This window comes from Bacillus cereus group sp. MYBK245-2 (genome assembly GCF_051916145.1).
GTDB classification, from domain to species: domain Bacteria; phylum Bacillota; class Bacilli; order Bacillales; family Bacillaceae_G; genus Bacillus_A; species Bacillus_A pacificus.
Genome location: NZ_JBQAGB010000001.1, coordinates 299,455 through 317,893, shown reverse-complemented (window position 1 = coordinate 317,893; position 18,439 = coordinate 299,455). Strand labels below are relative to the sequence as shown.

Here is an 18,439-nt window from a genome sequence, read left to right as displayed (position 1 = left end):
ACAGTTTTTAGAAAGAGCTTAATGTAAGTATAGTGAGGAAGAAAAGTTGATTTTTTATTTCTAAAAACTGTATATTGAAGAGGAATATTCCTATATACGTAAAGGAGGGCTATAAATGAAACTGATGGAACAACAGTTACATGAGTTAGGTGGTTTACGAGTACATATTATTCCAACTGATAAATATAAAACAAATACATTTGTATTTCGTTTGAAAGCACCTTTAAATGAGGAGACGGTGACAGAGCGAGCCCTATTGCCATACGTATTGCAAAGTGCGACAGAAAAGCTTCCTTCTGTAATTCGTCTTCGTCAATATTTAGAAGAATTATATGGATCTTCTTTGGCAGTAGATGTAAGTAAAAAAGGAGAAGACCATATCATCTCTATCTATGTAGACATTGCAAATGAAGTATATTTACATGATGCACCACCGTTATTTGAAAAAGCGCTTTCTATGTTATCGGATATCGTTTTACATCCAGCGAAAGAGGGGAATGGTTTTCTGCCTTCTATTGTAGAAAGTGAAAAGAGAGCGCTCTTACAACGAATTGAAGCGACGTATGATGATAAAATGCGTTATGCAAACGAGCGTTTAATTGAAGAAATGTGCAAAGTAGAACCATATCGTTTAAGCGCAAATGGGAAAAAAGAGAGTGTTTCTTCTATTACAAATGAAAGTTTGTATCAATATTATCAAAAAGTGTTAGCGGAAGATGAAATGGACCTATACATTATTGGTGATATTTCAGAAAACGCAGTTGATCTTGTAAGTAAGTATTTTTCTATTTCAGCACGTCCTGTGAGGGAAAGAAATGTACTTCTTCATAAGAGAAATAATGAAGAAAAAGAAGTTGTGGAAAAACAAGAATTAAAACAAAGTAAATTACACATCGGTTATCGTACATTTATTACGTATAAAGACGAAGATTATTTTGCGCTGCAATTGTTCAATGGATTGTTTGGAGGATTTTCTCATTCGAAGTTATTCGTTAACGTTCGTGAAAAAAATAGTTTAGCGTACTACGCAGCATCTCGCTTTGAAAGTCATAAAGGTTTATTATTTGTCATGTCAGGAATCGAAGCGAAAAATTATGAAAAAGCGGTTGAGATTATTAAAGAGCAAATGCTTGCAATGCAAAATGGTGATTTTTCTGAAGAAGAGATGCATCAAACGAAAAGTGTCATTCGAAATCAAATATTAGAAGCGATTGATACACCGCGCGGATTTGTGGAAATGCTGTATCATGGTATTATTTCAGATCGTACGCGTCCGGTTGAAGAATGGCTTACAGGTATTGAAAGTGTGACGAAAGAAGAGATTGTGAAAGTTGCTAAAAATATTGAACTAGATACAATTTACTTTTTACAAGGAACGGAGGGAGAATAAATGGAGAAAATTGTTTATGAGCAATTAAAAGAGACACTCTATTATGAAAAACTTCCTAATGGATTAGATGTATATATTTTACCGAAGCAAGGATTTAATAAAACATTTGCAACGTTTACGACAAAATATGGTTCTGTGGATAATACATTCGTACCACTAGGTAAAGAAGAGATGATTCGTGTGCCGGATGGGATTGCTCATTTTCTTGAGCATAAATTATTTGAAAAAGAAGATCACGATGCGTTCCAATTGTTTAGTAAACAAGGGGCATCGGCAAATGCTTTCACATCATTCACAAGAACAGCTTACCTTTTTTCATGTACATCAAATGTAGAACAAAATTTAAATACATTGTTAAATTTCGTACAAGAGCCTTACTTTTCTGAAAAAACAGTTGAAAAAGAGAAGGGTATCATTGGGCAAGAAATTCAAATGTATCAAGATAATCCAGATTGGCGCTTATATTTTGGGTTAATTGATAGCTTGTTTGTAAAGCACCCGATTAAAATTGATATTGCGGGTACAATCGAGTCTATTAGTAAAATTACGAAAGACCTACTATATGAATGTTATGAAACGTTTTATCATCCAAGCAATATGTTAATGTTTGTTGTAGGGGCAATTGATCCAGAGAAAACGATGGATTTGATACGTGAAAATCAAGCGAAAAAAGATTATAAAAATCAACCGGAAATAATACGTTCATTCGAAGAAGAACCAGATGAGGTAAATGAAAAGAAGAAAATTATTTCAATGCCTGTACAAACACCGAAATGTTTAGTTGGTATTAAAGCGACAAACTTAAAAGAAAAAGGGGAAGCCCTTTTAAAACAAGAAATTGCGCTTACGTTACTTTTAGATTATTTATTTGGGAAAAGTTCTGTTCATTACGAATCTTTATATAATGAAGGACTCATTGATGATTCGTTCTCGTATGATTATACGGAAGAGAATAACTTCGGTTTTGCAATGGTTGGCGGCGATACGAAGCAACCTGATGAACTGGAAGAGCGTTTGAAAGGTATTTTATTACACACAAATTATGATCAATTAGATGAGGCGGCATTAGAACGAGTAAAGAAAAAGAAAATAGGTGGCTTTTTACGCTCCTTGAATTCACCAGAATATATTGCAAATCAATTTACACGATATGCGTTTAATGAATCGAGTTTGTTTGATGCATTGACTGTATTAGAAAGTTTAACGGTTCAAGATTTACAAGAAGTAGCAAAATTATTATTATCAGAAGAAAAAATGAGCGTTTGTCAAGTTTTACCGAAAAAATAAAAGGTTTCACAATAATACCCTCATCTTATCATTGATAAATTGTAAGATGAGGGTATTATTTATTTGTGGGGAAAAGATTTTTTGAGATAAGAGAGGAATTGTATGAAAAAGTATGCATTAGTAACTGGAGGAAGCGGAGGGATTGGCTCTGCTATTTCGAAACAATTAATTCAAGATGGATATACAGTATATGTTCATTATAATAACAGTGAAGAGAAAGTGAATGAGTTACAGAAAGAATGGGATGAAGTAATTCCTGTTCAAGCGAATTTAGCTTCTACTAATGGGGCAGAGCAATTGTGGAAACAAATTGAACATCCTCTTGATGTTATCGTATATGCAGCTGGGAAGAGTATATTTGGACTCGTAACAGATGTAACGAACGATGAATTAAATGATATGGTAGAACTTCAAGTGAAGAGTATCTATAAATTATTATCAATGGCACTGCCTTCAATGATTCAGCGGAGAAGCGGTAATATTGTACTTGTTTCGTCTATATGGGGACAAATTGGTGCATCATGTGAAGTGCTTTACTCGATGGTAAAAGGTGCGCAAAATTCATATGTGAAAGCTTTAGCAAAAGAAGTTTCATTAAGTGGAATAAGGGTGAACGCGGTGGCGCCAGGTGCAATTGAAACGGAAATGTTAAACGTATTTTCAGAAGAGGATAAGAATGAAATTGCAGAAGAGATTCCGTTAGGTAGGCTGGGATTGCCAGAAGAAGTAGCAAAAACAGTGTCGTTTCTTGTATCTCCAGGTGCATCTTATATAACGGGACAAATTATCGGAGTGAACGGCGGTTGGCATTGTTAAAAATTTCTTACATAAAAAATGAAAAACTGTACAAATTAAGCATGATTCTATTACTAAGTAGTGAGGTGCTTACACATGTCAGTTTTAGATAATTTTGATCAATGGAAGAGCTTTTTAGGAGAACGTTTAGAGCAAGCGCAAGGAAAAGGTCTTGATGGTGGTGCTGTATCAGATATGGCATTTCGTGTTGGTGACTATTTAGCGAATGAAGTAGAAGCACGCAACGATCAAGAGAAACTATTAGCTGAGCTTTGGAAAGTTGCTGACGAACAAGAGCAACATACAATCGCAAACTTAATGGTAAAGTTTGTACAACATAAGTAAAAAATAGAGAGGAGATTCTCCTCTCTATTTTTTTTGTATAATAATTGAAAGGGATAGATTATACATTTAGCTTCCCTATTAAGGTGAAATCATATAATATAGTACGTAGGTGTAAAGTAAGCAAGGGGAGTGATCTTGGATGATTGAATGGTATTTTGAATATGAAATACATAAAAACCGACCTGGCTTGCTTGGTGACGTTTCTTCGTTAATCGGTATGCTCGGCATTAATATTGTCACAATTAATGGTGTAGATAATGCAAGGCGTGGATTACTCCTTATGTGTGATAATCAAGAGCAAATCTCTAGACTTGAATCAATTTTAAATACGATGGATAACATAACGGTAACGAAATATCGTCCGCCAAAGCTAAGAGATAAGCTAGCGGTTAGACATGGTAGGTACATACAACGAGATGCAGATGATAAGAAGACATTTCGGTTTGTGCGTGATGAATTAGGGTTACTTGTAGACTTTATGGCTGAAATAATGAAAAAAGAAGGCCATAAGCTAATTGGTATACGAGGAATGCCTCGTGTTGGAAAAACAGAATCCATTGTTGCCGCAAGTGTTTGTGCAAATAAAAGATGGTTATTTGTATCGTCTACTCTTATTAAGCAAACTGTTCGTAGTCAATTGATTGAAGATGAGTATAGCGACGACAATATTTTCATCCTAGATGGAATCGTGTCAACAAAGCGTGCTAACGAAAGGCATTGGCAGCTTGTTCGTGAAATTATGAGATTGCCTGCAACGAAAGTTGTGGAGCATCCTGACGTATTTGTGAGTCAGTCAGAATACACATTGGATGATTTTGATTATATTATCGAGTTGCGTAACGATTATGATGAAGAGATTCAATATAATTTAGTAGATGAAATTGAGCAAGGTACGCAAAATAATTTCTCTATGTTTGACTTTTAAAGAAATATTGAGGTGTTAGTAGTGACAGAATTAGGACAAAAGCTGAAAGAAGCAAGAGGAACGAAAGGCTTGTCTATTGATCAGCTGCATGAGATTACAAAAATTCAAAAACGCCATTTAGTAGCGATTGAGGAAGGCAATTATGATGTATTGCCAGGAGCTTTTTATGCGCGTGCATTCATTAAACAATACGCAGATGCGGTTGGATTAAATGGAGAAGAACTGCTTGTGGAATATCAGAGTACGATACCGCAATCTGAAAAACGTGACGTTCCACAAGTATCAACTGGACAAAAAACGCAAGAAACAATGCAAAAGTCTTCATCATGGCCAATTGCAGATCATATGCCAAAAATCTTAGTTGCGCTGTTAGTTATTGCAATTGGAGTAGTAATTTGGTTTGTTTTCCAAGCGTTGACTGGAAAAGATGATGAGAAAGTTCCGAATGCTCAAAGCGAGAAAATTGAAGTTAAAAAAGCGGAAAACTCTCCGTTAGATACGAAGAAAGATGAAGTGAAAGCGGAAGAGCCGAAAAAAGAAGAACCGAAAAAAGAAGAGCCAAAGAAAGAAGAACAACCAGCGCAACAAACGGGACAACAAGAAATCAAAGTAATTGGGACAACTGGTAAGGAATCCACTTTGGAAATTCATAATAATAAAACGTTAGAACTAGAAATTACAACAAAAGGCGCAAGTTATGTAGGTATTAAAAATGAGGCAGGAAATGATATCTTTAGTGGAACAATAGAGGAAGGTCAAACTCAAAAATATGATTTATCAACAGCGAAAGTGGTAAACCTTAATATAGGAAGTGCACCGAATGTTGAATTTAAATTAAATGGCCAAGTCGTTACATTCCCGTTGAATCCAGAAGAGAATTATCATCAAAAATTCTTGATTAAAAATCTAGGGATAGAGCAACCTGCACAATAACAGTCATCGCTTCGATGACTTTTTTCAATGAACAAATGTTTTTGATATGATGGAGGAATAGCTGTGAATTTACCAAATAAAATTACAATATCTAGAATCTGCTTAATTCCAATTTTTATGGTAATTATGTTAGCGCCCTTTGATTGGGGTTCATACACAATTGGTGATGTTGATTTACCAATTCAACATTTAGTAGGAGCGCTTATCTTTATTGTTGCTTCGGCTACAGATTGGATTGATGGACATTACGCAAGAAAGTATAATCTTGTAACGAATTTAGGGAAGTTCCTTGACCCGTTAGCTGATAAATTACTTGTTTCAGCGGCACTTATCACGTTAGTTGAGATGCAATACGTACCTGCTTGGATCGTTATTGTCATTATAAGCCGTGAGTTTGCGGTCACTGGTTTACGTCTTGTACTTGCTGGAACAGGGGAAGTAGTTGCGGCAAATCAACTAGGGAAAATTAAGACGTGGACACAAATCATCGCGATTGCGGCATATTTATTACACGATGTGCCTTTAAATTTAATCCATATTCCAGTTGCTGATATTTTTATATGGATTGCATTAATTTTTACTGTTATTTCAGGATGGGATTATTTCTGGAAAAATAGAGCTGCTTTTGTAAACTCAAAATAGAAGTTTATGGGGGAATTGGGATGAATGCTGAAATTATTGCGGTTGGAACAGAATTATTACTTGGACAAATTGCAAATACAAACGCCCAGTTTTTATCCGAAAAGTTAGCTTCAATTGGCATTAATGTGTACTACCATACTGTAGTTGGAGATAATAACAAACGATTACAGCAGGCGATTGAAGTTGCAGAAGAGCGTGCGGACATGCTTATTTTTACAGGTGGATTAGGCCCGACAAAAGATGATTTGACGAAGGAAACAATTGCGTCTAGCTTAGGGGAAGAGCTTGTATATGACGAAAATGCATTAGCATTAATAAGCGATTATTTTAAGCGTACAGGTCGTGAGTTCACTGAAAATAATAAAAAGCAGGCACTCGTTTTGAATGGGGCAAATGTATTTGCAAATGATCACGGTATGGCACCTGGTATGGGGTTAAATAAGAACGGAAAAGTTTATATTTTATTACCAGGACCACCGAAAGAGATGAAGCCAATGTATGTAAGGTATGTAGAGCCTTTTTTACGTAACTTTACAACAGGAGAAAACATTTATTCTCGCGTGCTTCGCTTCTTCGGAATTGGGGAATCTCAATTAGAGGTGAAAGTTCAAGATTTAATTGATGGACAAACGAATCCGACAATTGCCCCGCTTGCCAATGATGGAGAAGTGACATTACGTTTAACTGCTAAACATCAAAATGTTGATGAAGCAGAGAAACTCATTCAGCATGTGGAAGATTTGATTTTAGAAAGAGTAGGAGAGTTTTTCTACGGGTATGACCAAGAGTTTCTGCATTATAAGGCGATAGAGTTATTGAAGAAAAAAGGATTAACTTTAGCGTGTGCGGAAAGTTTAACAGGTGGTCTCTTCGGTAATCAAGTAACAGAAAGTGCTGGTGTATCTTCCGTATTTAAAGGCGGTGTCATTTGTTATCATAATGATGTGAAGCAACATGTATTACATGTACCTGAGGAAGTGTTGTCTACTGACGGTGCAGTTAGTAAAGAATGTGCTCGTTATCTTGCTGAAAATGTTAAAGAATTATTAAAAGCGGATATCGGAATTAGTTTCACTGGGGTAGCAGGACCAGATGCTTCAGAACATAAAGAGCCGGGAACTGTATTTGTTGGATTGGCGATTAAAGATGAACCAACTGTAGTCTTTCCTCTAAATTTAAGTGGAAGTCGTCAACAAATTAGGGAACGCTCAGCAAAATATGGATTTTATCATTTGTATAAAAAGCTAGAAGAGATATAAGTCTCTTTTAGCTTTTTTTAATGGTTAAATGCGGTTATATTTAATGAAAAATAAAAAAATCGAATAAATGTTCGATTTTTGTTGGCAAATTGAATTGAAAATAGGTATAATAAGATTAGCAATTCAGTTAAGGAGGAATTTTGAATGAGTGATCGTCAAGCAGCGTTAGATATGGCGTTAAAACAAATAGAGAAGCAATTCGGTAAAGGTTCAATTATGAAATTAGGAGAACAAGCAGAGCGTAAAGTTTCTACGGTTTCTAGTGGTTCTTTAGCACTAGATGTGGCACTAGGAGTAGGCGGATACCCACGTGGCCGTATTATCGAAATTTACGGACCTGAAAGTTCAGGTAAAACAACAGTTTCATTACATGCAATTGCAGAAGTACAGCGCCAAGGTGGACAAGCGGCATTCATCGATGCTGAGCATGCAATGGATCCTGTATATGCACAAAAATTAGGTGTTAACATCGATGAATTACTATTATCACAACCTGATACAGGGGAGCAAGGTTTAGAAATCGCAGAGGCACTTGTACGAAGTGGTGCGGTTGATATTATCGTAATTGACTCTGTAGCAGCTCTTGTCCCAAAAGCTGAGATTGAAGGAGACATGGGTGACTCACACGTAGGTTTACAAGCTCGTCTAATGTCTCAAGCACTTCGTAAACTTTCAGGTGCAATCAATAAATCAAAAACAATCGCAATCTTTATTAACCAAATTCGTGAAAAAGTTGGGGTTATGTTCGGAAACCCAGAAACAACTCCAGGTGGTCGTGCGTTGAAATTCTATTCAACTGTTCGTCTTGAAGTACGTCGTGCGGAGCAATTAAAACAAGGTAACGACATTGTTGGTAATAAAACAAAAGTAAAAGTAGTTAAAAATAAAGTGGCACCACCATTCCGTGTTGCGGAAGTTGATATTATGTACGGAGAAGGTATTTCAAGAGAAGGTGAAATCTTAGATATGGCTTCTGAACTTGATATCGTTCAAAAGAGTGGTGCTTGGTACTCTTATAATGAAGAACGCTTAGGACAAGGTCGTGAAAATTCGAAGCAGTTCTTAAAAGAAAATACGGATTTAAGAGAAGAAATTGCCTTCTTTATTCGTGAGCATCACGGAATTAGCGAAGATTCAGGTGCTGAAGATATGGAAGATCCAAGTCTTCTTGATTAAAGTGGGATAAAAGACACGGCTTCGTGTCTTTTATTTTTGTATCATTATGAAAGCGTTGTATATTGTTGGAGATAAAATATTTAATCCATCTAAAACATTATGTGTACAGAGGGATATATGCGTGTTTTACATGAATAAACTGGAATTTACTAAGGTTTTCCAGGATAATATGCTCTCTGCTTTTTACATTCCTATATAAATTAGAGCTGAAGGTAAAGAAAGTAAAAGTAGACAACGCTTGACAATGAAAATTGCGATAGATACAATGAGAATGTATATTTTTTCTTATATACGAAACACTCTTCTCAAGAAGAGAAGTAATATTCGGAGTAAGACTTAAATCTTGCCGAAATAATAATATGACATTTTAATTGTGAAATGAAGAAAGTCCCTTAAAAAAGCGGGACGACGGTCTTTGCTGTATGTTGGTATTCAATGTACATGCCGACAGTCTTTTTTCATTCATAGCAAGGGGAGGTGAAATCATGAGTAGTACAGTTTGGATACTCATCTCCATTTTGCTTGCAACAGTCGGTGCAGTTGTTGGCTTTTTTGTTCGAAAGTCTATTGCTGAAGCGAAGATTAATGGTGCAGCCAATGAAGCGAAACGTATTCTAGACGAAGCGAATCGTGAGGCTGAAGCACTTAAGAAAGAAGCGCTTTTAGAAGCAAAGGATGAAATTCATACACTTCGTACAGAAGCTGAATTAGAAATTCGTGACCGTAGAAGCGAATTACAAAAACAAGAAAATCGTTTAATGCAAAAAGAAGAGAACCTTGATCGTAAAGACGAAACGCTCGATAAACGCGAGCAACAGTTAGAAAAGAAAGAGGATTCTCTTGTAGCGAGACAACAACAGATTGAAGAGTTGGAAAGCAAAGTGGGAGAGTTAGTTCAAAAGCAACAAACAGAATTAGAGCGCATTTCCAATCTGACACGCGAACAAGCGAAAGCAATTATTCTTGGTAAAGTAGAAAGTGAAGTTTCTCATGAAATTGCCGTAATGGTAAAAGAAAGTGAAGTTCGTGCGAAAGAAGAAGCAGATAAGAAAGCAAAAGAGATTTTATCTCTTGCAATGCAGAGATGTGCAGCTGATCATGTTGCTGAAACAACCGTTTCGGTTGTAAATCTTCCAAATGACGAAATGAAGGGACGTATTATCGGGCGTGAAGGTCGAAATATTCGTACGTTAGAAACGTTAACAGGTATTGACCTAATTATCGATGATACACCAGAAGCGGTTATCCTTTCTGGATTCGATCCAATTCGTCGTGAAACAGCTCGTATCGCTCTTGATAAACTAGTACAGGACGGACGTATTCACCCAGCGCGTATTGAAGAGATGGTCGAAAAATCAAGACGTGAAGTGGACGAGTATATTCGTGAAGTCGGAGAGCAAACAACGTTTGAAGTGGGTGTTCACGGATTACATCCAGATTTAATTAAGATTTTAGGTCGTTTAAAATACCGTACAAGTTACGGACAAAACGTCTTAAAACATTCTATGGAAGTTGCATATTTAACTGGACTTATGGCGGCAGAGCTTGGTGAGGATGAAAAACTAGCAAGACGTGCTGGTCTATTACATGATATCGGTAAAGCGATTGACCATGAAGTAGAAGGTAGCCACGTTGAAATTGGTGTTGAACTTGCAACGAAATATAAAGAGCATCCTGTAGTTATAAACAGTATTGCATCTCACCACGGAGACACAGAACCAACTTCTATCATTGCAGTTTTAGTTGCAGCAGCAGATGCATTATCAGCTGCAAGACCTGGAGCTCGTAGTGAAACACTTGAGAACTATATTCGTCGTCTTGAAAAGTTAGAAGAGATTTCAGAGTCTTATGAAGGCGTAGAAAAATCTTTCGCAATTCAAGCAGGACGAGAAGTTCGTATTCTGGTAAAACCAGATACAATTGATGATTTAGAAGCTCATCGTTTAGCTCGTGATATTCGAAAACGTATTGAAAATGAACTGGATTACCCAGGGCATATTAAAGTAACTGTTATTCGTGAAACACGTGCAGTGGAATACGCAAAATAAAGTGGTGAAACACCACTTTATTTTTTTGTGTTGGAATTGGTTAAAATAAAGGAAATTAGTTATACCTAGCATACAAGTGAAACAAACTTATAATAAATATATTGTAAGATAATTACTTGAAGCTATAGTAATAAAAAATGTAGTACATAGGAAGGGTAAGACATATGAGAATATTATTTGTTGGGGATGTAGTAGGATCTCCTGGTAGAGGTATGATTCAACAATACGTACCGGCACTAAAGAAGAAATATACACCTACAGTAACCATTATTAATGGAGAAAATGCAGCAGGTGGACGTGGAATTACGGAAAAAATATATCGTAACTTTTTAGAATGCGGAGCACAAGCGGTTACACTTGGAAATCACGCTTGGGATAACCGTGAAGTATTTGAATTTATTGATGATGCAAAATATCTTGCAAGACCAGCTAACTTCCCAGAAGGAACTCCAGGAAAAGGGCTTATTTTTGTGAACTGTAATGGAACAGAAGTTGCAGTTATTAACTTACAAGGACGTACGTTCCTTCCTCCAATTGATTGTCCATTCCGTAAAGTGGATGAATTAATTAACATTGCGAAAAAACGTACGAATATTATTTTTGTTGATTTCCATGCGGAAACTACAAGCGAAAAACAAGCGTTAGGTTGGTATGTAGATGGTCGTGCTACAGCGGTAGTAGGTACACATACGCATGTTCCTACAGCAGATAATCGCATTTTACCAAGCGGAACGGCATATATCACAGATGTTGGTATGACAGGGCCGTACGATGGAATTTTAGGTATGGACCGAGAAGCAGTATTGAAGAAGTTTTTAACAAACTTACCAGTACGATTTGAAGTGACAAATGGTAGAACACAATTAAGTGCAGTGCTAATTGATGTGGATCCTAATACAGGAAAAGCTAAGAAAATTGAGCGTATCTTAATTAATGATGATCAGCCATTTTTTGAGTAATTTCCATTAAAATTTAGATAAGTTATTATTTTTTAATTTTTTAGAAAAATTACAGAAATTTAGCAGGAATACGTGTCATTCCTCGTGAATATAAGTTAAAGTGAAATAATTGCTAATACTTTTTATAGAAACGAGGAGGAAACGCGGAATGGAAATATTAAAAGTTAAAGCAACGTCGGTCCCTAATTCTGTAGCTGGTGCACTTGCAGGTGTTATTCGCGAACGCGGAACAGCAGAAATTCAAGCCATTGGTGCAGGTGCATTGAACCAAGCGGTAAAGGCAGTAGCAATTGCAAGAGGATTTGTAGCGCCTAGTGGTTTGGACCTGATTTGTATCCCAGCGTTTACGGATATTATGATTGATGGGGAAGAGCGTACAGCAATAAAATTAATTGTAGAACCTCGTTAAGTTTAAACAACCTGTTTGCAGTATGCAAACAGGTTGTTTTTATAATGGAGGAATGGAAATGAAAATATTTGATGCCCATTGTGATGTACTCTTTCAGTTATGGAATGCGAAGGGGAAAAAGGATTTTAAACATGATTCGCAATTACATATTACGTTTGAACAGTTAAAGAGAAGAAAAGGAAGTATACAATGTTTTGCTATATATGTTCCAGAAACAGTGGCGTATGAAAAACGATTTGAAGTGGCATTACAAATGGTAGATATTTTTTATAATGAAATTTTATCACTACCGGGTGTAAAGTTTATTCGGACAAAAGATGATATGAACATGTTAAAACAGGACGAGATTGGAGCAATATTAACACTAGAAGGATGCGAAGCACTTGGAAAAGATGAAATGAAATTACGGTTGTTTTATCGCCTAGGAGTACGTTCTTTTGGACTAACATGGAATTATGCCAATTTATTAGCTGATGGTGCGCTAGAGACGCGTGGGGCGGGTTTAACGACTTTTGGTAAACATGTTGTACAAGAATTTAATACATTACATGTATGGACTGATGTTTCTCATTTGAATGAAAGAAGTTTTTGGGATGTGATTGAAATTGCAAGAAATCCAATTGCCTCCCACTCAAATTGTAGGAAACTTTGTCAGCATCCACGTAATTTAAATGATGAACAACTTAAAGTTCTTATAAAGCGAAATAGCGTGATTGGTGTTACTTTTGTACCACAGTTCCTAACAAGTGAAAAACAAGCGAATATAACAGATATAATAAGACATATCGAATATATTTGTTCGTTGGGGGGAGAGAACAATATAGGATTTGGTTCGGATTTTGATGGGATATTAGAAACGGTTGTAGATGTATCAGCGTATGGAGATTATGAAAATGTAATTAACGAGCTTTGTAAACACTATGCTGCATCTACTATAGAGCGATTTTTATATGATAATTTTGTTGAACATATAAGCTTTTAAAATTTTTGTTTTAAAAATCCAGAAAAATTAGAATTAATTCATTTGATATTATTGCTTTTTTTAAGACCTAATACTAGAATGAAAAACAAAATAGCTTTATACTAAAGATTCAGGGAAATCAGAAGAGGCATAATTTGCGTCCATTGTAGTTTATTTGCATAAAAAATGCTAAACTATTACTGTAAAAAAATACACTACAATGAATGCAGCCAAAAGGGGTGTAGGAGATGATTAGTCAACTTTCATGGAAAGTTGGAGGCCAACAAGGTGAAGGAATTGAAAGTACAGGAGAAATCTTCTGTATTGCATTAAACCGATTAGGATATTACCTATACGGTTACCGCCACTTCTCATCACGTATAAAAGGCGGCCATACAAATAATAAAATTCGTGTAAGTACAACAGAAGTACGCGCGATCTCAGATGATTTAGATATTTTAATTGCTTTTGATCAAGAAACAATTGATTTTAACTTCCACGAATTACGTCCAGGTGGGATTGTAGTTGCAGATGCGAAATTTAATCCGACAATACCTGACAATACAGATGTAAATCTATATGTGATACCGTTTACAGATATTGCTTCAGAATTAGGCACATCATTAATGAAAAACATGGTTGCTGTTGGAGCATCAAGTGCGGTATTAGGATTAGATGAAACAGCTTATTTAGATGTTGTTGAAGAGATCTTTGGTCGTAAAGGAGAGCAAGTCGTTCAAAAAAACATGGACGCAATTAAGCGCGGCTCTCAATATATGAAAGAGTTACTAGGTGAAAAAGTAAACATGATGCAGCTTGAAAAAGCTGATGGTCAGAAACGCATGTTTATGATTGGGAACGATGCAATTGCATTTGGTGCAGTAGCTGGTGGTGCTCGCTTTATGTCTGCATATCCAATTACACCTGCATCAGAAATTATGGAATACTTAATTAAAAAATTGCCAAAAGTCGGCGGAACAGTAATCCAAACTGAGGATGAAATCGCAGCTTGTACAATGGCAATCGGTGCAAACTATGCTGGTGTTCGTACATTAACTGCATCTGCTGGTCCAGGTCTATCCTTAATGATGGAAGCAATCGGTTTAGCAGGTATTACAGAAACGCCATTAGTAATTGTTGATACACAACGCGGTGGCCCAAGTACAGGATTACCAACGAAACAAGAGCAGTCTGATTTAATGGCAATGATTTATGGTACGCACGGTGAAATTCCAAAAATCGTAATGGCGCCAAGTACAGTGGAAGAAGCTTTCTATGATATTGTAGAAGCGTTTAACTTATCTGAAGAATATCAAGTACCTGTTATTTTCTTAACAGATTTACAGCTTTCTTTAGGGAAACAGACAGTAGAACCACTTAAGTTAGATAAAGTGGAAATTCGTCGCGGTAAGCTTGATTTAGAAGCGGAATTACCAGAACGTGAAAATAAAGCATACTTCAAGCGTTATGAAGTAACAGAAGATGGCGTTTCACCACGTGTTTTACCTGGTATGAAAAATGGTGTTCACCATGTTACAGGTGTAGAACATGATGAAACGGGTAAACCATCTGAATCAGCTATAAACCGTAAAGATCAAATGGACAAACGTTTCCGTAAAATGGAGAACTTGAAGTTTAATACCCCTGTTTATAAAAATGTTAAGCATGAAGAAGCAGACGTATTGCTTGTTGGATTTAACTCAACTCGTGGTGCGATCGAAGAAGCAATGGAGCGCTTAGAACAAGAGGGTATGAAAGTAAACCATGCTCATGTGCGTTTAATTCATCCGTTCCCAACAGCTGAAATCGATCCACTTGTGAAAAATGCGAAGCGTGTTGTAGTGGTAGAAAACAATGCAACAGGCCAACTTGCTAACATTATGAAAATGAATCTTGGTAACGGTGAGAAAATTTCTAGTCTTTTAAAATATGATGGAAACCCATTCTTACCGAAAGAGATTTACAACGAATGCAAAAAAGGGGTTGTATTAAATGGCAACATTTAAGGACTTTCGTAACAGTGTAAAACCAAACTGGTGCCCAGGTTGCGGAGACTTCTCAGTGCAAGCTGCAATTCAACGTGCGGCAGCTAACGTTGGCCTAAATCCAGATGAACTTGCTGTTATTTCTGGTATCGGCTGTTCAGGTCGTATTTCAGGATATATTAATTCATATGGTGTGCATAGTATTCATGGTCGTGCCCTTCCAATTGCGCAAGGTGTGAAAATGGCAAACCGTGATTTAACAGTTATCGCATCAGGTGGTGACGGTGATGGATTTGCGATTGGTATGGGACATACGATCCATTCTATTCGTCGTAACATTGATATTACGTACATCGTAATGGATAACCAAATTTACGGATTAACAAAAGGGCAAACTTCACCACGTAGTGAAGCTGGATTCAAAACGAAAAGTACACCACAAGGTTCAATTGAACCGTCACTAAATGTTATGGAAATGGCTTTAACAGCTGGTGCGACATTTGTGGCGCAAAGCTTTTCAAGTGATTTAAAAGAATTAACACAAATTATTGAAGCTGGTATTAATCATAAAGGATTTTCATTAATTAACGTGTTTAGCCCATGTGTTACTTACAATAAAGTAAATACTTACGATTGGTTTAAAGAGAATTTAACAAAACTAAGTACAGTAGAGGGATATGATCCGTCTAATCGCATGATGGCTATGCAAACATTAATGGAAAATAACGGATTAGTAACTGGTTTAATTTATCAAAATACAGCGCAACCTTCATACCAAGAACTAGTAAAAGGATATAGTGAGAAGCCCTTAGTGCAATCTGATTTAAATATGGATCAGAAAATGTTTGATGAACTTGTTGCTGAATTTATGTAATATAAGAAGAGGAGGTTGCCATTTGGCAACCTTTTTTTATGAGTGAAAATAAGGTAGTCTTATTTACTTAGAAAATTCAGAATGGTACAATAATATGTAAATCGTTGTATGGAAATGGCAAGTTCATTGCTAATAAAATGTAAGATAAGACAGCGCCAATTTTTTGTTAAAATTGGCGAAACGCTTCATACTATGGTAATGTTTATAGGGATAAAGCAATATGCTTTTTAGTAGGACAAAAAGAAATATAAAAAGGGAATGTCTATTTGTGTGGGGAAGACTTCATTCTTATAGATGATTAGATTGGTTACTCAAGTTTCAAAGGACAAGTTATCTCTCAAGCTATCTAACCATTTTTGAGGTGGGTCTAAGTGCATTAAAATGGACTATAAAGTGTGTATAGTTAAGGGTGAAAGGAGATTACCGATGAACGAGCAACAACGATTAGCAAGTCAACAAGCAAATTCCTCTAAGAAAAAAGAAGAGAAAGATTATAGTAAATACTTTGAAAGTGTATACCAACCACCTTCCTTAAAAGAGGCGAAAAAACGAGGGAAAGAAGAAGTTAAAATTGAACGGGATTTTGGCTTACCTGAAGAGTTTCGCAATTTCGGTACAGGAAGAAAGTTCTATATTCGTACATATGGTTGTCAAATGAATGAGCATGATACAGAAGTAATGGCAGGTATTTTCACTGCACTTGGATATGAACCAACCTTTTCAACTGAAGAAGCAGATGTAGTATTATTAAATACTTGTGCTATTCGTGAAAATGCTGAAAATAAAGTGTTCGGTGAACTAGGGCATTTAAAGGCACTAAAACGAAGAAATCCGGATCTTTTAATTGGTGTATGTGGTTGTATGTCCCAAGAGGAATCAGTTGTAAATAAAATTATGCAAAAAAATCAGCATGTAGATATGGTGTTTGGAACGCATAATATTCATAGATTACCGTACATTCTAAAAGATGCAATGTTCTCGAAGGAGACGGTAGTTGAAGTTTGGTCCAAAGAAGGAGACGTAATTGAAAATCTTCCGAAAGTACGTCGTGGTGATATTAAAGCTTGGGTAAATATTATGTATGGCTGTGATAAGTTCTGTACATATTGTATCGTACCGTATACACGCGGAAAAGAGCGAAGCAGACGTCCAGAAGACATTATCCAAGAGATTCGTCATTTAGCTGCGAATGGTTATAAAGAAATTACGTTACTTGGACAGAACGTAAATGCATATGGTAAAGACTTTGAAGATATAGAATACGGTCTTGGCGATTTAATGGACGAACTCCGTAAAGTTGATATTGCCCGTATTCGTTTTACAACGAGCCATCCACGCGATTTCGATGATCACTTAATTGAAGTGCTTGGAAAAGGTGGCAACTTAGTAGAACATATTCACTTACCAGTTCAATCTGGAAGCACAGAAATGTTAAAAATTATGGCGCGTAAATATTCACGTGAGCATTATTTAGAGCTTGTAAGAAAAATTAAAGAAGCAATTCCAGATGCGGTATTAACAACTGATATTATCGTCGGTTTCCCGAATGAAACAGATGAGCAATTTGAAGAAACGATGTCGTTATATCGTGAAGTAGGGTTTGATACTGCCTTTACCTTTATTTATTCTCCGCGTGAAGGTACACCAGCTGCAAAAATGAAAGACAATGTACCGATGGAAGTAAAGAAAGAACGTCTGCAACGCTTAAATGCATTAGTAAATAAATTGGCAATTGAAAAGAATAATCGTTATAAAGGTCAAATTGTAGAAGTGTTAGTTGATGGGGAAAGTAAAAATAATCCAGAAGTACTTGCAGGTTATACTCGTACGAATAAACTTGTAAATTTCGTTGCTCCAAAGTCTTTAATTGGTCAGCTTGTGAAAGTAAAAGTAACGGATGCAAAAACTTGGTCTCTTAACGGAGAATTAGTTGAAGAGCCGATTGAGGTGGAATAATAGATGAAAGTATATTCGAAAGATGAAATTGTTGAGCAAGCGAAAGAATTAGCAAAAATGATTTCTGAAACAGAAGAAGTTGATTTCTTTAAGAAAGCAGAGGCGCAAATTCATAAAAATGAAAATGTGAAGCGCGCAATTGATGAAATTAAAGCACTGCAAAAACAAGCAGTAAACTTGCAACATTACGGGAAATGGGAAGCTTTGAAAAAAGTAGAAGCTGAAATTGATGCCCTGCAAGATAAGTTAGATAGTATCCCAGTTGTACAAGAATTTAAATCTTCACAAACATATGTAAATGACTTACTACAGCTAGTTGCAAGTACGATTTCTAACAACGTAACAGATGAAATATTAATTTCAACTAATGGTGATGTATTGAAGGGTGAAACGGGCGCAGCGGTAGAAAGTAAAAAAGGAAATTGTGGTTGTTAAAGAGATGTCGAATTGACATCTCTTTTTTTAGTGGATTAAACGTAAGTTCTTCTCAAAAAA

Annotated in this window: 17 protein-coding genes; all 17 read left to right on the top strand. The window is 36.1% G+C overall.

What is annotated here, in order from left to right; all coding sequences use genetic code 11:
- The first annotated feature begins 115 nt into the window (after nucleotides 1-115).
- Nucleotides 116-1,390 carry an EF-P 5-aminopentanol modification-associated protein YfmF gene (yfmF, locus tag ACTFRN_RS01590; RefSeq protein WP_049113038.1) on the top strand — a complete coding sequence of 425 codons (1,275 nt, stop codon included), beginning with the start codon at nucleotides 116-118 and terminating at the stop codon, nucleotides 1,388-1,390.
- The gene (gene yfmH / locus ACTFRN_RS01585) at nucleotides 1,391-2,677 is read left to right on the top strand and encodes an EF-P 5-aminopentanol modification-associated protein YfmH (RefSeq protein ID WP_000411944.1); all 1,287 of its coding nucleotides are present in this window, start codon (nucleotides 1,391-1,393) and stop codon (nucleotides 2,675-2,677) included. It begins immediately after the preceding gene.
- 102 nt (nucleotides 2,678-2,779) lie between these two features.
- Nucleotides 2,780-3,493: an elongation factor P 5-aminopentanone reductase gene (gene ymfI / locus ACTFRN_RS01580; protein ID WP_000759612.1), complete on the top strand. Its 714-nt coding sequence runs from the start codon at nucleotides 2,780-2,782 to the stop codon at nucleotides 3,491-3,493.
- 75 nt (nucleotides 3,494-3,568) lie between these two features.
- On the top strand, nucleotides 3,569-3,817 hold the full coding sequence (locus tag ACTFRN_RS01575; RefSeq protein ID WP_000114454.1) for a DUF3243 domain-containing protein: 249 nt from the start codon (nucleotides 3,569-3,571) through the stop codon (nucleotides 3,815-3,817).
- 139 nt (nucleotides 3,818-3,956) lie between these two features.
- The gene (locus ACTFRN_RS01570; RefSeq protein ID WP_000574107.1) at nucleotides 3,957-4,742 is read left to right on the top strand and encodes a DUF3388 domain-containing protein; all 786 of its coding nucleotides are present in this window, start codon (nucleotides 3,957-3,959) and stop codon (nucleotides 4,740-4,742) included.
- Between the two features lie 21 nt (nucleotides 4,743-4,763).
- Nucleotides 4,764-5,675 (top strand): helix-turn-helix domain-containing protein, encoded by a 912-nt coding sequence (locus ACTFRN_RS01565; protein ID WP_000137481.1) that lies wholly within the window; start codon nucleotides 4,764-4,766, stop codon nucleotides 5,673-5,675.
- Nucleotides 5,676-5,738: 63 nt separating this feature from the next.
- Nucleotides 5,739-6,317 (top strand): CDP-diacylglycerol--glycerol-3-phosphate 3-phosphatidyltransferase, encoded by a 579-nt coding sequence (gene pgsA / locus ACTFRN_RS01560; protein WP_001052965.1) that lies wholly within the window; start codon nucleotides 5,739-5,741, stop codon nucleotides 6,315-6,317.
- 20 nt (nucleotides 6,318-6,337) lie between these two features.
- The gene (cinA, locus tag ACTFRN_RS01555) at nucleotides 6,338-7,576 is read left to right on the top strand and encodes a competence/damage-inducible protein CinA (protein WP_074567377.1); all 1,239 of its coding nucleotides are present in this window, start codon (nucleotides 6,338-6,340) and stop codon (nucleotides 7,574-7,576) included.
- A gap of 144 nt (nucleotides 7,577-7,720) precedes the next feature.
- Nucleotides 7,721-8,752, top strand: a complete 1,032-nt coding sequence (gene recA, locus ACTFRN_RS01550; RefSeq protein ID WP_001283850.1) for a recombinase RecA — start codon at nucleotides 7,721-7,723, stop codon at nucleotides 8,750-8,752.
- Nucleotides 8,753-9,237: 485 nt separating this feature from the next.
- Nucleotides 9,238-10,800, top strand: coding sequence for a ribonuclease Y (gene rny, locus ACTFRN_RS01545; RefSeq protein ID WP_000099774.1), 1,563 nt, complete (start codon nucleotides 9,238-9,240; stop codon nucleotides 10,798-10,800).
- A gap of 164 nt (nucleotides 10,801-10,964) precedes the next feature.
- Nucleotides 10,965-11,759 (top strand): TIGR00282 family metallophosphoesterase, encoded by a 795-nt coding sequence (locus ACTFRN_RS01540; protein WP_001221095.1) that lies wholly within the window; start codon nucleotides 10,965-10,967, stop codon nucleotides 11,757-11,759.
- A 148-nt stretch (nucleotides 11,760-11,907) separates the two neighbouring features.
- Nucleotides 11,908-12,168 carry a stage V sporulation protein SpoVS gene (gene spoVS / locus ACTFRN_RS01535; protein WP_000404341.1) on the top strand — a complete coding sequence of 87 codons (261 nt, stop codon included), beginning with the start codon at nucleotides 11,908-11,910 and terminating at the stop codon, nucleotides 12,166-12,168.
- 58 nt (nucleotides 12,169-12,226) lie between these two features.
- Nucleotides 12,227-13,150, top strand: a complete 924-nt coding sequence (locus tag ACTFRN_RS01530; protein WP_000688009.1) for a dipeptidase — start codon at nucleotides 12,227-12,229, stop codon at nucleotides 13,148-13,150.
- 227 nt (nucleotides 13,151-13,377) lie between these two features.
- A complete protein-coding gene (locus ACTFRN_RS01525; RefSeq protein ID WP_000625421.1) occupies nucleotides 13,378-15,135 on the top strand; it encodes a 2-oxoacid:acceptor oxidoreductase subunit alpha in 1,758 nt (585 codons plus the stop codon).
- Complete coding sequence (locus ACTFRN_RS01520; protein ID WP_000190154.1) at nucleotides 15,122-15,988, top strand: 2-oxoacid:ferredoxin oxidoreductase subunit beta; 867 nt, start codon at nucleotides 15,122-15,124, stop codon at nucleotides 15,986-15,988. The genes ACTFRN_RS01525 and ACTFRN_RS01520 overlap by 14 nt, the downstream gene beginning before the upstream one ends.
- A 426-nt stretch (nucleotides 15,989-16,414) precedes the next feature.
- Complete coding sequence (miaB, locus tag ACTFRN_RS01515; RefSeq protein WP_001005373.1) at nucleotides 16,415-17,944, top strand: tRNA (N6-isopentenyl adenosine(37)-C2)-methylthiotransferase MiaB; 1,530 nt, start codon at nucleotides 16,415-16,417, stop codon at nucleotides 17,942-17,944.
- Between the two features lie 3 nt (nucleotides 17,945-17,947).
- The gene (locus ACTFRN_RS01510; RefSeq protein ID WP_000870462.1) at nucleotides 17,948-18,379 is read left to right on the top strand and encodes a RicAFT regulatory complex protein RicA family protein; all 432 of its coding nucleotides are present in this window, start codon (nucleotides 17,948-17,950) and stop codon (nucleotides 18,377-18,379) included.
- The last annotated feature ends 60 nt before the right edge of the window (nucleotides 18,380-18,439 follow it).

Excerpts from the sequence above, each read along its gene's own strand:
- yfmF (WP_049113038.1), top strand. The coding sequence starts at position 116 with ATGAAACTGATGGAACAACAGTTACATGAGTTAGGTGGTTTACGAGTA.
- yfmH (WP_000411944.1), top strand. The coding sequence starts at position 1,391 with ATGGAGAAAATTGTTTATGAGCAATTAAAAGAGACACTCTATTATGAA.
- ymfI (WP_000759612.1), top strand. The coding sequence starts at position 2,780 with ATGAAAAAGTATGCATTAGTAACTGGAGGAAGCGGAGGGATTGGCTCT.
- ACTFRN_RS01575 (WP_000114454.1), top strand. The coding sequence starts at position 3,569 with ATGTCAGTTTTAGATAATTTTGATCAATGGAAGAGCTTTTTAGGAGAA.
- ACTFRN_RS01570 (WP_000574107.1), top strand. The coding sequence starts at position 3,957 with ATGATTGAATGGTATTTTGAATATGAAATACATAAAAACCGACCTGGC.
- cinA (WP_074567377.1), top strand. The coding sequence starts at position 6,338 with ATGAATGCTGAAATTATTGCGGTTGGAACAGAATTATTACTTGGACAA.
- recA (WP_001283850.1), top strand. The coding sequence starts at position 7,721 with ATGAGTGATCGTCAAGCAGCGTTAGATATGGCGTTAAAACAAATAGAG.
- rny (WP_000099774.1), top strand. The coding sequence starts at position 9,238 with ATGAGTAGTACAGTTTGGATACTCATCTCCATTTTGCTTGCAACAGTC.
- ACTFRN_RS01540 (WP_001221095.1), top strand. The coding sequence starts at position 10,965 with ATGAGAATATTATTTGTTGGGGATGTAGTAGGATCTCCTGGTAGAGGT.
- spoVS (WP_000404341.1), top strand. The coding sequence starts at position 11,908 with ATGGAAATATTAAAAGTTAAAGCAACGTCGGTCCCTAATTCTGTAGCT.
- ACTFRN_RS01530 (WP_000688009.1), top strand. The coding sequence starts at position 12,227 with ATGAAAATATTTGATGCCCATTGTGATGTACTCTTTCAGTTATGGAAT.
- ACTFRN_RS01525 (WP_000625421.1), top strand. The coding sequence starts at position 13,378 with ATGATTAGTCAACTTTCATGGAAAGTTGGAGGCCAACAAGGTGAAGGA.
- ACTFRN_RS01520 (WP_000190154.1), top strand. The coding sequence starts at position 15,122 with ATGGCAACATTTAAGGACTTTCGTAACAGTGTAAAACCAAACTGGTGC.
- miaB (WP_001005373.1), top strand. The coding sequence starts at position 16,415 with ATGAACGAGCAACAACGATTAGCAAGTCAACAAGCAAATTCCTCTAAG.
- ACTFRN_RS01510 (WP_000870462.1), top strand. The coding sequence starts at position 17,948 with ATGAAAGTATATTCGAAAGATGAAATTGTTGAGCAAGCGAAAGAATTA.